This window comes from Pseudarthrobacter sulfonivorans (assembly GCF_031454915.1).
In the GTDB taxonomy this organism is placed as follows: Bacteria; Actinomycetota; Actinomycetes; order Actinomycetales; family Micrococcaceae; genus Arthrobacter; species Arthrobacter sulfonivorans_C.
The window spans coordinates 162124-177576 of record NZ_JAVDRS010000007.1; the positions used below are offsets into that span (position 1 = coordinate 162124).

Annotated in this window: 14 protein-coding genes; 7 read left to right on the plus strand and 7 right to left on the minus strand. The window is 65.8% G+C overall.

Features of this window, described 5'->3' with window-relative positions:
- Window position 1: 1 nt before the first annotated feature.
- From J2808_RS16090 to J2808_RS16110, 5 genes are all read right to left on the minus strand, one after another.
- The gene (locus J2808_RS16090) at window positions 2-973 is read right to left on the minus strand and encodes a DnaJ C-terminal domain-containing protein (RefSeq protein ID WP_309818611.1); all 972 of its coding nucleotides are present in this window, start codon (window positions 971-973) and stop codon (window positions 2-4) included.
- An 85-nt stretch (window positions 974-1058) separates the two neighbouring features.
- The gene (locus tag J2808_RS16095; RefSeq protein WP_309818613.1) at window positions 1059-1730 is read right to left on the minus strand and encodes a nucleotide exchange factor GrpE; all 672 of its coding nucleotides are present in this window, start codon (window positions 1728-1730) and stop codon (window positions 1059-1061) included.
- 2 nt (window positions 1731-1732) lie between these two features.
- Window positions 1733-3610: a molecular chaperone DnaK gene (gene dnaK, locus J2808_RS16100; RefSeq protein WP_309818615.1), complete on the minus strand. Its 1878-nt coding sequence runs from the start codon at window positions 3608-3610 to the stop codon at window positions 1733-1735.
- A 254-nt stretch (window positions 3611-3864) separates the two neighbouring features.
- Entirely contained in the window at window positions 3865-4110 is a 246-nt protein-coding gene (locus tag J2808_RS16105) for a hypothetical protein (RefSeq protein WP_309818617.1), read from the minus strand.
- An 86-nt stretch (window positions 4111-4196) separates the two neighbouring features.
- The gene (locus J2808_RS16110) at window positions 4197-4934 is read right to left on the minus strand and encodes a TetR/AcrR family transcriptional regulator (RefSeq protein ID WP_309818619.1); all 738 of its coding nucleotides are present in this window, start codon (window positions 4932-4934) and stop codon (window positions 4197-4199) included.
- Window positions 4935-5063: 129 nt separating this feature from the next.
- On the opposite strand from J2808_RS16110, the gene J2808_RS16115 reads away from it, so the two are divergent.
- Window positions 5064-5993, plus strand: coding sequence for an NAD-dependent epimerase/dehydratase family protein (locus tag J2808_RS16115; protein WP_309818622.1), 930 nt, complete (start codon window positions 5064-5066; stop codon window positions 5991-5993).
- Window positions 5994-6010: 17 nt separating this feature from the next.
- Here J2808_RS16115 and J2808_RS16120 read toward each other — a convergent pair whose 3' ends face one another.
- Window positions 6011-8218, minus strand: coding sequence for an MMPL family transporter (locus J2808_RS16120; protein WP_309818624.1), 2208 nt, complete (start codon window positions 8216-8218; stop codon window positions 6011-6013).
- Window positions 8219-8450: 232 nt separating this feature from the next.
- On the opposite strand from J2808_RS16120, the gene J2808_RS16125 reads away from it, so the two are divergent.
- The 6 genes from J2808_RS16125 (at window position 8451) to J2808_RS16150 (ending at window position 13926) form a co-directional block, all read left to right on the plus strand.
- Window positions 8451-8969, plus strand: coding sequence for a MarR family winged helix-turn-helix transcriptional regulator (locus J2808_RS16125; RefSeq protein WP_309818625.1), 519 nt, complete (start codon window positions 8451-8453; stop codon window positions 8967-8969).
- Between the two features lie 114 nt (window positions 8970-9083).
- Window positions 9084-9905 (plus strand): methyltransferase domain-containing protein, encoded by an 822-nt coding sequence (locus J2808_RS16130; protein WP_309818628.1) that lies wholly within the window; start codon window positions 9084-9086, stop codon window positions 9903-9905.
- A gap of 100 nt (window positions 9906-10005) precedes the next feature.
- Window positions 10006-10470 (plus strand): hypothetical protein, encoded by a 465-nt coding sequence (locus tag J2808_RS16135; protein ID WP_309818631.1) that lies wholly within the window; start codon window positions 10006-10008, stop codon window positions 10468-10470.
- A 40-nt stretch (window positions 10471-10510) separates the two neighbouring features.
- The gene (locus tag J2808_RS16140) at window positions 10511-11134 is read left to right on the plus strand and encodes a LysE family transporter (protein ID WP_309818633.1); all 624 of its coding nucleotides are present in this window, start codon (window positions 10511-10513) and stop codon (window positions 11132-11134) included.
- 114 nt (window positions 11135-11248) lie between these two features.
- On the plus strand, window positions 11249-11809 hold the full coding sequence (locus tag J2808_RS16145; protein WP_309818634.1) for a low molecular weight protein-tyrosine-phosphatase: 561 nt from the start codon (window positions 11249-11251) through the stop codon (window positions 11807-11809).
- A complete protein-coding gene (locus tag J2808_RS16150; protein ID WP_309818637.1) occupies window positions 11806-13926 on the plus strand; it encodes a chorismate-binding protein in 2121 nt (706 codons plus the stop codon). Before J2808_RS16145 ends, J2808_RS16150 begins: the two co-directional genes overlap by 4 nt.
- Before the next feature lie 17 nt (window positions 13927-13943).
- On the opposite strand, the gene cls is transcribed toward J2808_RS16150, so the two are convergent.
- Window positions 13944-15416: a cardiolipin synthase gene (gene cls, locus J2808_RS16155; protein WP_309818789.1), complete on the minus strand. Its 1473-nt coding sequence runs from the start codon at window positions 15414-15416 to the stop codon at window positions 13944-13946.
- Between the last annotated feature and the right edge of the window lie 37 nt (window positions 15417-15453).

Here is a 15453-nt window from a genome sequence, read left to right on the forward strand (position 1 = left end):
GCTACAGCCGGGCCTTGGCGGCCAGGCCCTGTCGGACATCGGCGTCGGCGGTGGCTTCGGCGAAGGCCTTCACGGCTGCCTCGGCCTCCTTGTTCAGGTTCTTGGGCACCGCGACGTCGATGGTCACCAGCAGATCGCCTGTCACCTTGGACGTTTTCACGCCATGGCCCTTGACCCGCAGGGTACGGCCCGAAGGCGTACCTGCCGGGACCCGCACCTTTACCTTCTCACCATCGATGGTGGGCACCTCAATGTCGGCACCCAAAGCAGCTTCCGGGAAGGTGACCGGTACGTGGACGCGGAGGTTGTCGCCGTCGCGCGTGTAAAAATCGTGGGGCTGGACGGACACGGCAACCATCAGGTCGCCGTTGCCTGCCGGTGACGGCTGGCCCTTGCCGCGGACGCGCACTTTCTGGCCGTCCTTGATTCCCGCCGGAACCCGGACGTCAATGACTTCGCCGTTGGGTTCACGCAGGCCGATCGTGGTGCCGCGGATGGAACCGGCGAAGGAGATGCTGGTGGTCGCCGTGCGGTCCGCACCCTTCTGCGGTCCGCGCTGGAAGCCGGGCTGGCCACCGAAGCCGCCGCCGAACAGGTCGGCGAACTCGGGCGGGATGCCGCCGGAGGTGCTGAAGCCGCCGGCATGGCGGCCGGCATTGCCGGTGAACAGCCCGCCGAACATGTCCTCGAAGCCGCCGTTGCCGCCGCCGGCGCCGCCGGGTGCAAACCTGGCCCCACCGCCCATGGCGCGGATGGCGTCGTACTGCTGGCGCTCGTCCGGATCAGAGAGCACTGAGTAGGCCTCGGAGATGTCCTTGAACTTCTTCTCCGACGCAGCGTTCCCCGAGTTGGTGTCCGGGTGGTGCTGGCGGGCAAGTTTCCGGTACGCCTTCTTGATGTCGGCGTCGGAAGCGTCCTTGGCGATACCAAGGATCGCGTAAAAGTCCTTGTCCACCCAATCTTGGCTAGCCAATGGCGTTTCCTTTCAAAAAGTAATGGGTCGGTGGTTGAGCTTGTCGAAACCTGGGTTCCAATAAGCTCAACCACCGAAGGTAATGCTACGCAGGGACTGCGACGATAACCTGTGCTGCGCGGAGGACACGTTCGCCCGACTTGTAGCCGGAGCGGAGCACCTGGCTGACGGTGTCAACCTCGATGTCCTCGCCCGGCTGCTGGATCAGGGCTTCGTGGATCGTGGGATCGAACTCCACGCCGGTCTCGTCAATGCGGACCAGGCCGTACGTCTTCAGCGCGGTCTCCAGCTTGGTGGCGATGGCCGCGAACGGGCCGTCGGTCAGGTCGCCGTGCTGGCGTGCGGCGTCGACGTCGTCCAGTACCGGAAGCAGGGAGTTCAGGACGCCGATGACGGCCATCTCCCCTGCCACGGCACGGTCGCGTTCAACGCGCTTGCGGTAGTTGACGTATTCAGCCTGGAGCCGGAGGAGGTCGTTCTTCAGCTCGGCCGCCTCGGCGGTACCTGCCCCCTGGGCCACGGATTCCTCAGCCGGCACCTCGATGCCGTTAAGGATCTCCTCGGCCTGGGCGAGGGCATCGCCGTCGGAATCCTCCGACTCGGGCGCCGGGGACTCCGCCGCACGCGCGTCAACCGGGTGCTCGCCCTCCGGGTGCCTGGCTTCCCCGGTCACCGGGTCAACCTTGCGGTTATCCCGGATGACCGGCTCCTGGTTCGCGGATGAGTTGTGCTCTTCCTCGTTACCGTGGTGCGGCATGGCTACTTCTTCGCTTCGTCTTCGTCGATGATCTCAGCGTCCACGATGTCCTCATCGGAAGCCTTGTCACCTGCAGCACCTGCGGGAGCGCCTTCAGCACCTGCAGCGCCGGTGGCGCCGTCCGGGGAACCTGCCTGGGCGTAGATGGCCTCGCCGAGCTTGCTCTGGGAAGCCTGCAGCTTCTCAAACGCGGTCTTTACGGCGGCGTCATCCGTGCCTTCGAGGGCCTTCTTGAGCCCGTCGACGTCGGCCTGGACCTCGGTCTTGACCTCTTCAGGCAGCTTGTCGGCGTTGTCCGCGATCAGCTTGTCCACAGAGTAGGCGAGCTGCTCGGCCGTGTTGCGGGTGTCGGTTGCCTCGCGGCGGGCCTTGTCCTCGGCTGCGTGCTCCTCGGCGTCCTTGACCATGCGGTCAATGTCTTCCTTGGAGAGCGCGGTGCCGCCCGTGATGGTCATGGACTGTTCCTTGCCGGTGCCCTTGTCCTTCGCGGAAACGTGCACGATGCCGTTGGCGTCGATGTCGAAGGTGACCTCAACCTGCGGGACGCCTCGCGGAGCCGGCGCAATGCCGGTCAGCTCGAACGTGCCCAGCGGCTTGTTGTCGCGGGTGAACTCGCGCTCGCCCTGGAAGACCTGGATGGCCACGGACGGCTGGTTGTCATCAGCCGTGGTGAAGGTCTCGGACCGCTTGGTGGGGATGGCCGTGTTGCGCTCGATCAGGTGCGTCATGACACCGCCCTTGGTTTCGATGCCCAGGGACAGCGGGGTGACGTCGATCAGCAGGACGTCCTTGCGCTCGCCCTTCAGGACACCGGCCTGGAGCGCGGCGCCCACTGCGACGACCTCATCCGGGTTGACGCCCTTGTTGGGCTCCTTGCCGCCGGCCAGTTCCTTGACGAGCTCGTAGACGGCGGGCATACGGGTGGAACCGCCGACGAGCACGATGTGGTCGATCTCGGACAGCTTGATGCCGGCTTCCTTGATGACGTCGTGGAACGGCTTCTTGGTGCGCTCGAGCAGGTCCTTGGTGAGGTCCTGGAACTTGGCGCGGGTCAGCTGCTCGTCCAGGTGGACCGGGCCGTCGGGGGTGACGGAGAGGTACTGGAGCGAGACGTTGGTGCTGGTGGAGGAGGACAGTTCCTTCTTGGCCTGCTCGGCAGCTTCGCGGAGGCGCTGCAGGGCGATCTTGTCCTTGGAGAGGTCGATGCCCTTGACCTTGAGCTGGTTCAGCAGGTAATCCACGACGCGCTGGTCCCAGTCGTCGCCGCCGAGGCGGTTGTCGCCGGCGGTGGCGCGGACCTGGATGGTGGAGAAGTTGTCTTCGTCCTTGCCTACTTCGAGCAGGGAGACGTCGAACGTGCCGCCACCGAGGTCGAAGACCAGGATGAGTTCGTCTTCCTTGCCCTTGTCCAGGCCGTAGGCGAGTGCTGCCGCGGTGGGCTCGTTGACAATGCGCAGGACGTTCAGGCCAGCGATTTCGCCGGCTTCCTTGGTGGCCTGGCGCTCGGCGTCGTTGAAGTAGGCCGGAACGGTGATCACAGCGTCGGTGACCTTTTCACCGAGGTAGGACTCGGCGTCGTTCTTCAGCTTCATCAGCACGCGGGCGGAGATTTCCTGCGCCGTGTACTTCTTGTCATCGATCGCTACGGACCAGTCGGTCCCCATGTGGCGCTTGACGGAGGCGATGGTGCGGTCGATGTTGTTGACGGCCTGGCGCTTGGCGATCTCGCCCACCAGGACTTCGCCGGTCTTGGAGAATGCAACGACGGACGGCGTGGTGCGGCCACCCTCGGCGTTGGCAATAACGGTGGGCTCGCCACCTTCGAGAACGGAGACGACGGAGTTGGTGGTTCCGAGGTCGATACCTACTGCACGTGACATGTGTTGCTTCCTTCTTTCCTTGGAAACTTGCTGGCGCCCCTCATTGAGCGTTCTGCACTCAACTTTACTCGGGGCGACCTCGATGTCAATCCAAAGTTGAGCGGAGTACGCTCAACTTTGGATTCTGCGGTGCGGCACGAATCGCCAACTCCCCCGGATTTGCGGGCCCATGGCGAGGGGAGCCCATGCAGGGGCAGCCCGTTCGCTGTGCGTGAACGGGCTGCCAAAAGGCTCAGGAAACCAGAATGGGAGTCCTACGAGTTCCTCTCCTCGTCCTCCTCAACCTCGCGGGCGGCCTCTGCACCGCGGGCCGTTCCCACGGTGCCGGCATCGCCGTAGTTGCCCTCCGGATAGTCGCCCTCCTCGGGCCGCTCCTCGGCGCCACCCACCACGCCGGCATCGCCGTAATCGCCTTCCACATACTGGCCACCCTCGCCCTCCAGGCCAGGCGCGCTACTGGCCTTGCGGGGCTCTTCGTCACGTGCGGTGTTCTCAGTCATGACTGGTCTCTCCTTTGAGGTTCCGCGTCCACCTGGGCGCAGTTGGAGTCTACTCAGCCCGGGCGGGGCGAAACAGGGGTTGGCAATCAGCTCCCCTGGAAGCCCGCCATCCCCGCGAGGACAGCGAGGTGGTGCTCGAACAATTGATCGCGTGCACTGAACGTATCCGCGCCATATTGGCCAAACACCTCGAAGCTCACGGCGCCAAACAGCGACGTCCACACGAGCACACCGTTGGCTATCAGCCCGTCAGGCACGGCAAGCCCCAGTCCTGCACGGATCGCTTCGAGGTCGGCGGCCAAGGCGGAGGGTACGACGGCGGCACGCGCGGGCGGCGCCGTCAACTCACCGGCGCGGTATGCGGCGTCGAGGATCCCCACCAGACTGTAGATTACCCGCGTGCCGGGCGCTTCAGTTTGACTGGCGGGGGCCCGATAGCCGGGCACGGGGCTGCCGAACAGCAGTCCATAGCGCGCCGGCTCACGCAATGCCCAGCCCCGGACGGCAAGCCCCAATGCTCCAAACCTCCCCGCGAAGTCATGCTCAGCCTCAGCATTTACAGCGGCATCCACTGCATCGCCGAGGTCGTTGTAGGCGTCAACCAGCAGGAGCGTGAGGAGTTCGTCGCGGTTGGCCACGTAGCGGTAGACGGCGGACGAAACCACGCCAAGGTCCCTCGCGACGGCGCGCAGCGACAACGCCGCGGCACCATGGGCCGCCAGGTGTTCCCGGCCCAGCCGGACGATGTCCGCAATGGTCTGGGCGCGTGCCCGCTCCCGGGGCGTTCGCAGGCTTGTTTCCGCGCTGGCGGCAGCGTCGCTCATGGGTCCAGCTTCGCACAAAGCAGAGCAGTGTCAACAATTGAGAGCAATGCTCTTGACGTTTCCAGCAGCGAGGTGCACCCTTATTGGAGAGCAGTGCTCTCAAAGAGTAAGAGTCCTGGAGGGGAAGCCATGAACGATCTTTACGTTGTCACCGGAGCAGGTCCTGTTGGCTGGACGGTGGCTGAACAGTTGGCCGGGCAGGGCAATCGCGTCAGGGTCCTTACGCGTTCAGGCAGCGGCCCTGAGCATCCGCTGGTGGAGCGGCTGACCGTCGATGTCCAGGACGCCAGCCAGGTGCGGGACGCGTTCGCTGGCGCCACTGCCGTTTTCCACTGCATCCATGGGTCCTCGTACACGGCGGACGCGTGGCGGGCGGAACTCCCCCGGGCCGAGCAAACGGTGCTGGCCGCGGCGGCCGGGGCGGGCGCCGTCGTCGTCTTCCCTGAAAGCCTTTACTCCTACAGCGAGCCGGACCGCCCCATGACCGAGGCGGGGCCGCGGACCGCCCAGGGCGGCAAGAGGGGGGTCCGGACCGAACTGCTCCGGGCCAGGGATGCCTCGCCCGCCAACACCGTCACCGTGGTTGCCGGCGACTTCTTCGGCCCGCGTGTCCGGAACTCCCACGGCGGCGAGCGCATGGTTTCGCCGGTCCTGGCCGGAAAGAAACTATGGGTCATCGCCAGCACGGACCAGCCCCACTCGTTCACCTACGTCCCGGACCTTGCGGCGGCGATGATCCGCGCCGCGCAGATGCCGGCGCTCTGGAACAAGGTATGGCACGCCCCCACCGGGCCGGCAGTAACGCAGCGGCAGTTGGCCACAGCGTTCACAGAAGCCGGCGGTGCGGCCGCGCCCAAGTTGGGAGCCATCCCGGGGTGGGCGCTCCGGGCCATGGGCGTGTTTTCGAAGGATCTCCGGGAGCTCGCCGAAACCCTCTACCAGTTCGACAAGCCGTTTGTGATGGACTCCGCGGCGAGCCAGGCCGCCCTGGACCTCCGCCCCACGCCCCTCCCTGAAGCAGCCGCGGCCACTGCGGCCTGGTGGCGGGCGCAGGGCTGAACTGCCCCCGGTCCGCCCTACCGGCGGCCGGCGCCCTCGGCTTCAAGCTCCACGTCGGGGGCGGTGTCCCGCTGTTCGGCCGCGTCCAGCTCCGGCCGCCCCAGCTTGCTTGGCCACCAGATGCGCGGACCGATGTCGTACGCCAGGGCGGGGACCAGCAGCGAGCGCACCAGGACGGTATCCAGCAGCACGCCGAAGGCCACAATGAAGGCGAGCTGCACCAGGAACATGATGGGGATAATGCCCAGTGCCGCGAAGGTGGCTGCCAGCACCACGCCGGCGGAGGTGATCACTCCGCCGGTCACGCCGAGTCCGCGCAGGATTCCCGGCCGGGTCCCGTGCTTCAGCGACTCCTCGCGCACCCGGCTCATCAGGAAGATGTTGTAGTCCACGCCCAGGGCAACCAGGAAGACGAACCCGAACAGCGGCACCGTCGCGTCGGCGCCGGGGAAACCCAGCAGGTTGTTGAAGACGAGGGCAGAGACGCCCATGGCCGCGCCGTAGGACAGCACCACGGAGAGGACCAGCAGGACCGGCGCCAACACCGAGCGCAGCAACAGCATCAGGATAAAGAGGATCACCACGAGAACCACGGGGATGATGATCACCAGGTCGCGCTGTGCGGTGGTGTTGGTATCCAGTGCGGTTGCGGTCACGCCACCCACCAGTGCACTGGCGTCAACCGCCTTCACATCCTCACGCAATGCCTTGACGACGTCCTTGGCCTCAATGGAATCCGCCGCGTAATTGAGCGTGGCATTGATCAGTACCTTGCCCTCGCGGACGTCCGGGTCGCTGGGAGTGCCGGGGGCCCCGGTGATGGGCACACTTCCGGCGGCCAGGAGGTAGGCATCCCCCACGCCGTCGGCCGCTTTGACCTTCGCGAGTACGTCTTCAGCTTTGCTTTCGTCCGCAACCACGACGGCGGGGCTGCCGCTGCCGGCGTCGAAATGCCGCGCCAGTGCGTCCTGTCCGTCAACCGCATTGGATGCCGTAAGGATGACGTCCGTCTGCGGGACGCCGTTTGCCTTGAGCTGCAGGATGCCGGCCGACGCGACCAGCAGCAGGAGGACGGACGCGATCCACACGGTGCGCGGACGGCGGGAAACCAGCGAACCGGTGGCGCGCCAGATGCCCTTCTGCCCTTCCAGGCCGGTGACAAGTTCGGGTTCCCGCTGATCCTCCGGGACCAGCTTGGGGCGGAACGGCCAGAAGGCGGCCCGGCCCAGGAGTGCCATCAGGGCGGGCAGCAAGGTGAGTGCGGCGAAAAGCGAGCAGAGGATGCCGGCGGCAGCCACCGGCCCAAGGCCCTTGTTGGAGTTCAGGTCGGAGAAGAGCAGGCAGAGCAGGGCGATGATGACCGTGGCTCCGGAGGCCACGATCGGCTCCACGGATGTCTTCCACGCCGTCAGCACGGCGGCGGTCCGGTTCCTGGTGTGAGTGAGGGCTTCGCGGAACCGCGCCACGTACAGCAGCGCATAATCCGTGGCCGCGCCGATCACCAGGATGGACAGAATGCCCTGGCTCTGGCCGTTCAGCTGGATCCAGCCGAGCTGTGCCATGCCGAACACGAGCAGGATGGCGGCACACAGCGCAAACACTGAGGTGAGCAGCACCGCGACGGGCAGGAGCAGGGAGCGGTAGACGATCAGGAGGATCACAAAGACGGCACCCAGGGCCACCAGCAGCAGGATGCCATCAATCCCGGCGAACGCGCTGGTCAGGTCCGCGGCCAGGCCGGCCGGCCCCGTGACGAAGGTCTGCATGCCGTTGGGAGCGGCCTCGGCGGCTGTGTCGCGCAGCTCCTTCACGGCCTCCTTCACCTCGCCGGACGAATCGATGGGGGCGATGAACTGCACGGCTTTGCCGTCCTCGGACGGGATTGGGCCGATCACGGCGCCGCCGATCCCCAGCCCTTCAAGCTCGGCTTTCAGCGCGGCGGCCTCGCCCAGCTGGGCCGGGGTGAATGGCTCAGCACCCTCGATGACGATGACGGCCGGAACTTCGTTCGAATCCCGGAATTTCGCCTGCCAGTCCTGGGCTGCGGTGGCTTCGGCGCTGGCAGGGAGGAAGGAGGCCTGGTCGTTGGACGAGACCTCGTCCAGCCGGCCGAAGGTGGGGCCGCCGACGCCGGCGATGGCCAGCCATGTCAGCACCAGCAGTACAGGAAGGAGCCAGCGCAGCCAGAACGGAACCCGTGCGCTATGTAGGGGACTGGTTTTCATGATTCCTTCAGGGTTCGGAATGGGCGCGGTAGAATTGATTCCATCATAGACTATCTCCATCATGGAGATATATCCCGCGGTCGGAAAGTGCCGTCGCGATAAGTGGCATCCAGGAATTTCCCGGCAGGAAAGCGTCCGCGCGGCAGTGCTGGAGTAATATCCGTCAGGGCACCCGCGAGGATCAGCGCCTGGCCAGAGCCAGGACCACAGCAGCGAGCAGAGGAGGCGGCACATGACGGACGAGTCGTTCCAGCGCCCGCCGGACTCCGGGCCCCAGTCCCTGGTCCGGCTGCTGCAGGACTTCACCCTTGAGGCCAACCGCTATGTGGATACCGCCGGCGGCCGGAATGCCATGCACCGCACCGACCTGAACGCGCTCGCCGTGATCATGCGCCACACCGCCAAGGGCCTCGTTGTCACGCCGGGCGTCCTTCGCAAGGAACTGCACCTCAGCTCGCCGGCCACCACCGCCCTCATCGACCGGCTGGACAGCTCGGGCCATGTGACCCGCGAGCGGCACGCCACGGACCGGCGGCAGGTCCAGCTCCGCATGACGCCCAAGGCGTTCCGGGACGGCGGGGCCATGTTCATGCCGCTCTCGCGCCACATGGGCACGGCCATGGCGGCCTTCTCCCCCGAGGAACTGGACCTGGTCACGCGCTTTATGACCGCCATGGTGGAGGCCACTATCGCGGCCCGCCAGGAAGCATCCGACGGCGGCCCGGCCTCACCCGCACCTACCCCCAACTAAGTAGCCCTATCTGGCGTTTGGAGGCCCCAAAAGGACAGTTAGCGCTACTTAGTTGGGGTGGAATGCACGACGGCGGTCCTCCCATTCGTGACACTGCGGCGGTAGCGTTTGTCTATGAGTGCGCAGCAGCCCCCCGACGACGATGTGTACACGCACGGCCACCACGAGTCGGTGGTCCGCGCCCACGCTTCCAGGACCGCGGAGAATTCCGCGGCCTTTGTCATCCCCCATCTGACGCCCGGAACGTCCGTGCTCGACGTCGGCTGCGGGCCAGGGAGCATCACGTGCGATTTCGCGGGGCTGGTGGCGCCGGGAAAGGTCACCGGGCTGGACAGGTCGCCGGACATCATCGCCCAGGCCACCGCGCTCGCCGCCGAGCGCGGTGTGGCCAACGCGGATTTCGTGGCCGGCAACATCTATGACCTCGACTTCGAGGACGAAATGTTCGACGTCGTCCACGCCCACCAGGTGCTGCAGCACCTGACCGATCCGGTGGAGGCGCTGCGGGAGATGCGGCGGGTGGCCAAGCCGGGCGGGATCGTGGCAGTGCGCGACGCCGATTTCCACGGCATGAGCTGGTACCCGTCCTTTCCTGAACTGGACGAGTGGATGGACCTGTACCAGCGGATCGCCCGCCGCAACGGGGCCGAGCCCGACGCCGGCCGCCGCCTGGTTTCCTGGGCCCAGTCCGCTGGTTTCACCGATGTGGCGCCCACCAGCAGTAACTGGCTCTACGCCACCGGGCAGCAGCGCAGATGGCAGGCGCGCGTGTGGGGTGAACGGGTGCTGCATTCGGCCTTCGCGGACCAGGCGCTGGAGTACGGCTTTGCCAACGCCGCTGACCTTGCCAGGATCTCCGCGGGCTGGCACCGCTGGGGATCCACCGACGACGGCTGGTTCCTGATTCCGAACGGCGAGGTCATCGCCCGGGCGTGAACTGCCCGCTTCCCGGGCGCACTCGCTGACCTGGCCGGACTTTTCCACATGGGGAAATTCAGCCCTGCCGCTCACCGCTGCGCCCAAATAGCGTCAGACCATGATCATTCAAGCAGGCTTTGACCTCCAGATTCTTGCCCGTTTACTGATAGCACCCGAAGGCAATGTCCTGCCCAAGCTCGTTGTCATTGAGCTGGACGCCAACATGCAGTTCGCGGACATTCAGGTTGTCAGTCATCAATTCGGCGGGCGGCTGGAGCCCCACTTCGACTCCATCCTGCGCCAACTGAATACGGACAGGACACGCTACTTTGCCATCGCCCATGCCGGGGCCTGGCCGGAGTGCCCGGCCTTCGACGCGCCGATTCTTGAAGAAGCAGAGGCGCTGCGAACACTTGCCATTCAGCGCGGGTTCCTCATGATCGGGCATTTTGGCCTTGACGGCGCCGAATACATGTCAAACGGGCCGCACTACTACTTTGACCGCTACCACCTCGGCCTCCCGTGCACTATGTCCCACTGGGTGCATTCAAAGCACGGCAGTTGCAGCCCAGGGGGTCCGTGACCCGTGAGCACCTGTTCCGGACTGCCACTAAACTTGGGAAGTGCAATTCTCCCTTTGGCTCGCTCTCGCGGGCGCCGGCGTCCTGGTCAGCTTCACCCCGGGAGCCGGTGCGATCAACACCATGAGCAACTCCCTGACCTCAGGTTTCCGCCGCTCCGTCTGGGGAATCCTGGGCCAGCAGGCAGCCTTGGTGATCCACGTGGTGATCGTGGCATTGGGCGTCGGCGTGCTGGTGGCCAGCTCACCGGTGGCCTTCAACGTGATCCGCTACGCGGGCGCCGCCTATCTGGTCTACCTGGGCATCCGCCAGTTCCTGAGCAAACCTGATCTGGACCAGGAACAGGCCGCGGCACTCCGGAACGAGCCCGCCTGGCCGATGTTCCGGCGCGGCCTCTGGGTCAACCTCCTGAATCCCAAGGCCATCATCTTTTTCCTCGCGTTTATGCCGCAGTTCATCCGCCCGGGACAGCCGCTCCTGCCGCAGTACGTGGTACTCACCTCCACCGTGGTGGTGATCGATATCCTGGTTATGTGGTTCTTCTTCGCCCTGGCCGCCAAGTCCTTCCAACGATTTACCCACAACGCCCATGGCCAGACGATCCTGAACCGGATCTTCGGGCTCCTCTTCGTCGCGGTGGGCGTTCTCCTCGCCCTGATCCACTAGGCCTGGACCTCGCCGGCCCACGCGTGACCCAAACTGTGATGAAGATTCACAAATTTGTAAAGACTCCTGAATAACTCCTAGCCATGAACGTCTGGAGCGCGCATGCTTAGCACCATGAACTCAGTGACGAGGCCCTACCGGATCATCACCGTGTGCACAGGAAACATCTGCCGGTCACCGATGGCCGAGATAATGCTTGTTGCAGCGTTCCGGGCCAAAGGGCTGGGCGATGAGGTGAGCGTGGACTCTGCGGGTACCACCGGCTATGAGGCGGGGCGGCCCATCGATCACCGGGCGGCCCGCCGGCTGGCCATCACCAAACTGGGTTCGCACCACCACGTTGCCCGCGAATGGCAGGCGCCCTGGTTCCGCGAGCGCGATCTGATTTTGGCACTCGATGTTGACCACTATGCCTGGCTGCGCGACGCGGCTCCGGACCAGGAATCCATGGACAAGGTCCGCATGCTTCGAAGCTTCGACCCCCTGGTTTCCGGCAGTGACCTGCTGGACCAGGGCATCGAGGATCCCTGGTACGGCGGACACGCGGACTTCGACGCCGTCTGGCACCAGATCCACGGTGCGGTGCCGGGCATCGTCGATTATGTCGGCGAAGCGCTCCGCCGTGCATCCCTGCACAAGGAGCAGATGCAGCAGCAGGTACGCTCTATTTCATGACCCTTGCACCTGTGATCATCGCCGTTGACGGGCGATCCGGCGCAGGAAAAACCACTCTTGCCATCGAACTCGCTGCGCGGCTGCGGAGCCACCACAAGGTTTCTCTGTTCCATCTTGAGGACATTTACCCGGGCTGGAACGGCCTCACTGCGGGCATTGAGCGCTACATTTCCACCGTCCTCGCCCCGTTGAGCAGGGGCGAAGCGGCCACCTGGACGAGCTGGGACTGGGCCAACCATTACGACGGCGACATCCGGATTACCCTGCCCGCGGAGATCGTGATCATCGAGGGAGTGGGTGCGGCGGCCGCGGAGGCACGGCGATTGCTCAGCGCCGTGGTCTGGGCCGACTCCCCGGACGATGTTCGCCGGACGCGGGCGCTGGACCGCGATGGCGGCACGTATGAGCCGTATTGGGAGCAGTGGGCGGCGCAGGAAAACGACTGGCTTGCCGACGACGATGTCCCGGGCCAGGCGGATATCCGCGTACTCAACCACGCCGACGGGTCCGCCCCCACGGACGTCCTGCAGGCCCTCTCCTACCTTCCCGCACTCGGGCCGGTGCTGGTCCCGGAACTGGCCGCGCGCCGCGGCCTCAGGCTCCGGGCCGAGCGGCTGGACTCCCGGCCGGACCCTGCCGCCCTCTTCGGGGCGCTGTATGGTGCCTCTGGCCATGCCGTCTGGCTGGACTCCTCCAACGCCCCTTCCGGTCCCCCGCCAGAGAAGTCCCCGGCTACCGAACGCAGCCGCTTCAGCATCCTCGCGGACGATCGCGGGACGTACGGACAGTACGTCACGCACCGCTCCGGCGAAACCGTGGTCACCGCCGGCTCCGCGACGGCAAGGGTTCCCGGCCCGTTTTTCCGCTGGCTGGACACGGTCTGGGGACGGCGGGCAGTCCGCACGCCGGACGGCTACCCCGGTGACTTCACCCTCGGCTGGCTGGGCTGCCTGGGCTATGAGCTCAAGCGAGAAACCGGCGGCTCTGACGTGGCGGCGAAGACTCCCGACGCGGCGCTGATCTTCGCGGGCCGGGCTGTTGTTTTGGACCATATCGACGGCACGGTCTGGCTGCTTGCCCTGGAGGCCCCCGACGCGGACAGCTGGCTGGAGGCCGCCCGCTCCGCCGTCCGCGAGTGCACTGGCGCCCAAACAGCCGGCACCCAAACCACCGGCACCCAAACCACTGGCACGCACGCCGGCGGCACCGGCGTCGTACGTTCCGCGGGGCCGGCGTTCGGCAGCCGCGACACCGCACTGTCCTACAAGCAGAAAATCGCGGCCGCCCAGCACGAAATCCACGAGGGAAACTCGTACGAAGTGTGCCTCACCACCATGCTCACGGCCCGCCTGCCGGCCGCCGCCACGGAGCCCTGGCCCACCTACCTCGCCCTGCGGGCCAAGAACCCGGCGCCGTTCGCCAGCTACCTGCGGTTTGGCGGGCTGACCGTGGCCAGCACTTCACCGGAGCGGTTCCTGCGCATAACGTCCGACGGCGGCATGCGCGCCGAACCGATCAAGGGAACCCGCCGCCGGGGTGCTGATCCCGTCCAGGACAGGGAACTGCGGGACGAGCTGGCGGCATCGCTCAAGGACCGCGCGGAGAACATCATGATCGTGGACCTGCTGCGCAATGACCTCAGCCATTTCGCGGAGCCCGGATCCGTGACGGTGAGCAGGCTGTGTGAGATCGAAAGCTATGCCACGGTGCACCAGATGGTGAGCACCATCGACGCGCAGTTGATGCCCGGTGCGCCGCGGGCCGAGGCGGTGGCCGCGTGCTTCCCGGCCGGCTCCATGACCGGGGCCCCGAAGATCAGCACTATGGCCATCCTGGACCGGCTGGAGGACGGCCCGCGCGGCCTGTACTCCGGCGCGATCGGCTACTTTTCCCTGAACGGCGCAACGGACCTGGCGGTGGCAATCCGCACCCTGGTGACCGACTCCGGAGAGGGCGCGGCCGGGGACGGCCGAGAAGAAGCGGTGACGGCGGAACTCACCCTCGGCGTCGGCGGTGCCATTACTGCCGACTCGGTGCCGGACGAGGAGTACGACGAGATCCGGGTGAAGGCCCACGGTGTGCTTTCCACACTGGGCGCGGACTTCCCCGGCGGCTAGGCCGGCCGGGTCCCGGGCTACTGGACGGTCGCCGTCAGCCGCGCCACGTTATCGATGTAACGGGCGGCCAGGGGGCGCTGCAGCCAGTCCTCGAGCTTGAGCTCGTTGGAAATGTCCCGGTAAGTATTTTCCACGGCGCGCATCTTGTTCACGATCTCCTCGCCGAGCAGCATCACCGAGACCTCCAGGTTCAGCGAGAAGGACCGCATGTCCATGTTGCTTGAGCCCAGGACCGCCACTTCATCGTCAATGGTGAAGTGCTTGGCGTGCAGGACAAAAGGCGCCTTGTAGAGGTAGATCCGGACGCCGGCCTCCAGCAAGGCCTCGTAGTACGAGCGCTGGGCGTGGTGGACCAGGAACTGATCGCCTTTTTCGGAGACGAACAGCTCCACGTCCACGCCACGCTGGGCCGCGGTGGTGATGGCGTAAAGCAGCGAGTCATCGGGGACAAAGTACGGGCTGCAGATGGAGATCCGGTGCTGCGCGGAGTAGATCAGCGTATTGAAGAGGCGCAGGTTGTTTTCCGTGATGAACCCGGGCCCGCTGGGCACCACCTGCGCTGTGACGTTGCCAGGTTCCGGGTTGGTCGGGAGCTGCAGCTGGTGTTCCAGGTTCTCGTCGGTTTCGCTCAGCCAGTCCGTGGCAAACACCACGTTCAGTGTGGTGACGATCGGCCCCCGCAGGCGGGCCATCAGCTCCACCCATTCGCGGCCGGCCTTGCGGTGCTTGGGGTTGTTGTAGGACGGCTCGATCAGGTTCTGCGAACCGGTGAAGGCGAGCTCTCCATCAACCACCATGATCTTGCGGTGGTTCCTCAGGTCCGGGCGGCGCCACTGGCCGTGGATGGGCAGCAGGGGCAGCATGCGCTTCCACTGGATCTTGCTTGCCTTGAGGCGTCGGAGGAGGTTGCGGTACCCCTTGACCCGGAGTGTGCCGATGTGGTCAAACAGCACACGGACCTCCACGCCGCGCTCGGCGGCTTCTTCCATCGCCGTCAGCAGCTCATCGGTGATGTGGTCCGTGCTCATGATGTAGAACTCGGCATTGACGAATTTCTTGGCCTCACGCACGGCCTCGGTCATGGCGAAGATCGAGTCGGGGTACCCGGGGATGAGGTCAACGGAGTTGCCGTCCACCATCGGAAGGGATCCCAGCCGGCGGTTCAGTTCACCGGCGGATTTGACCCATTCCGGGCCGGGGTAATCGCTTTCGACGTCGGCCAGCGACGATATGCCCGCGCGCACCCGCGCGTTGACAGTCTCCTGCTGCTGGCGGCGGCGGCTGGAGAGCTTGAAGTTGCCGAACAGCAGGAAGAGCGCAAGGCCAAGGAACGGGACAAAGAAGATGCCCAACAGCCAGGCCATTGCAGTGGTGGGGCGCCTGTTGCCGGGGATGATGCCCACGGCCAGGACCCGGATCACCAGGTCCGCAATGCTGAGCACCACCACAATCCATGTCGGCGCGGTACCGGCAAGCGAAATCGGCCACAGCACTGGAAAACCCCCGGGGTGTGCGCACCGGCGGACG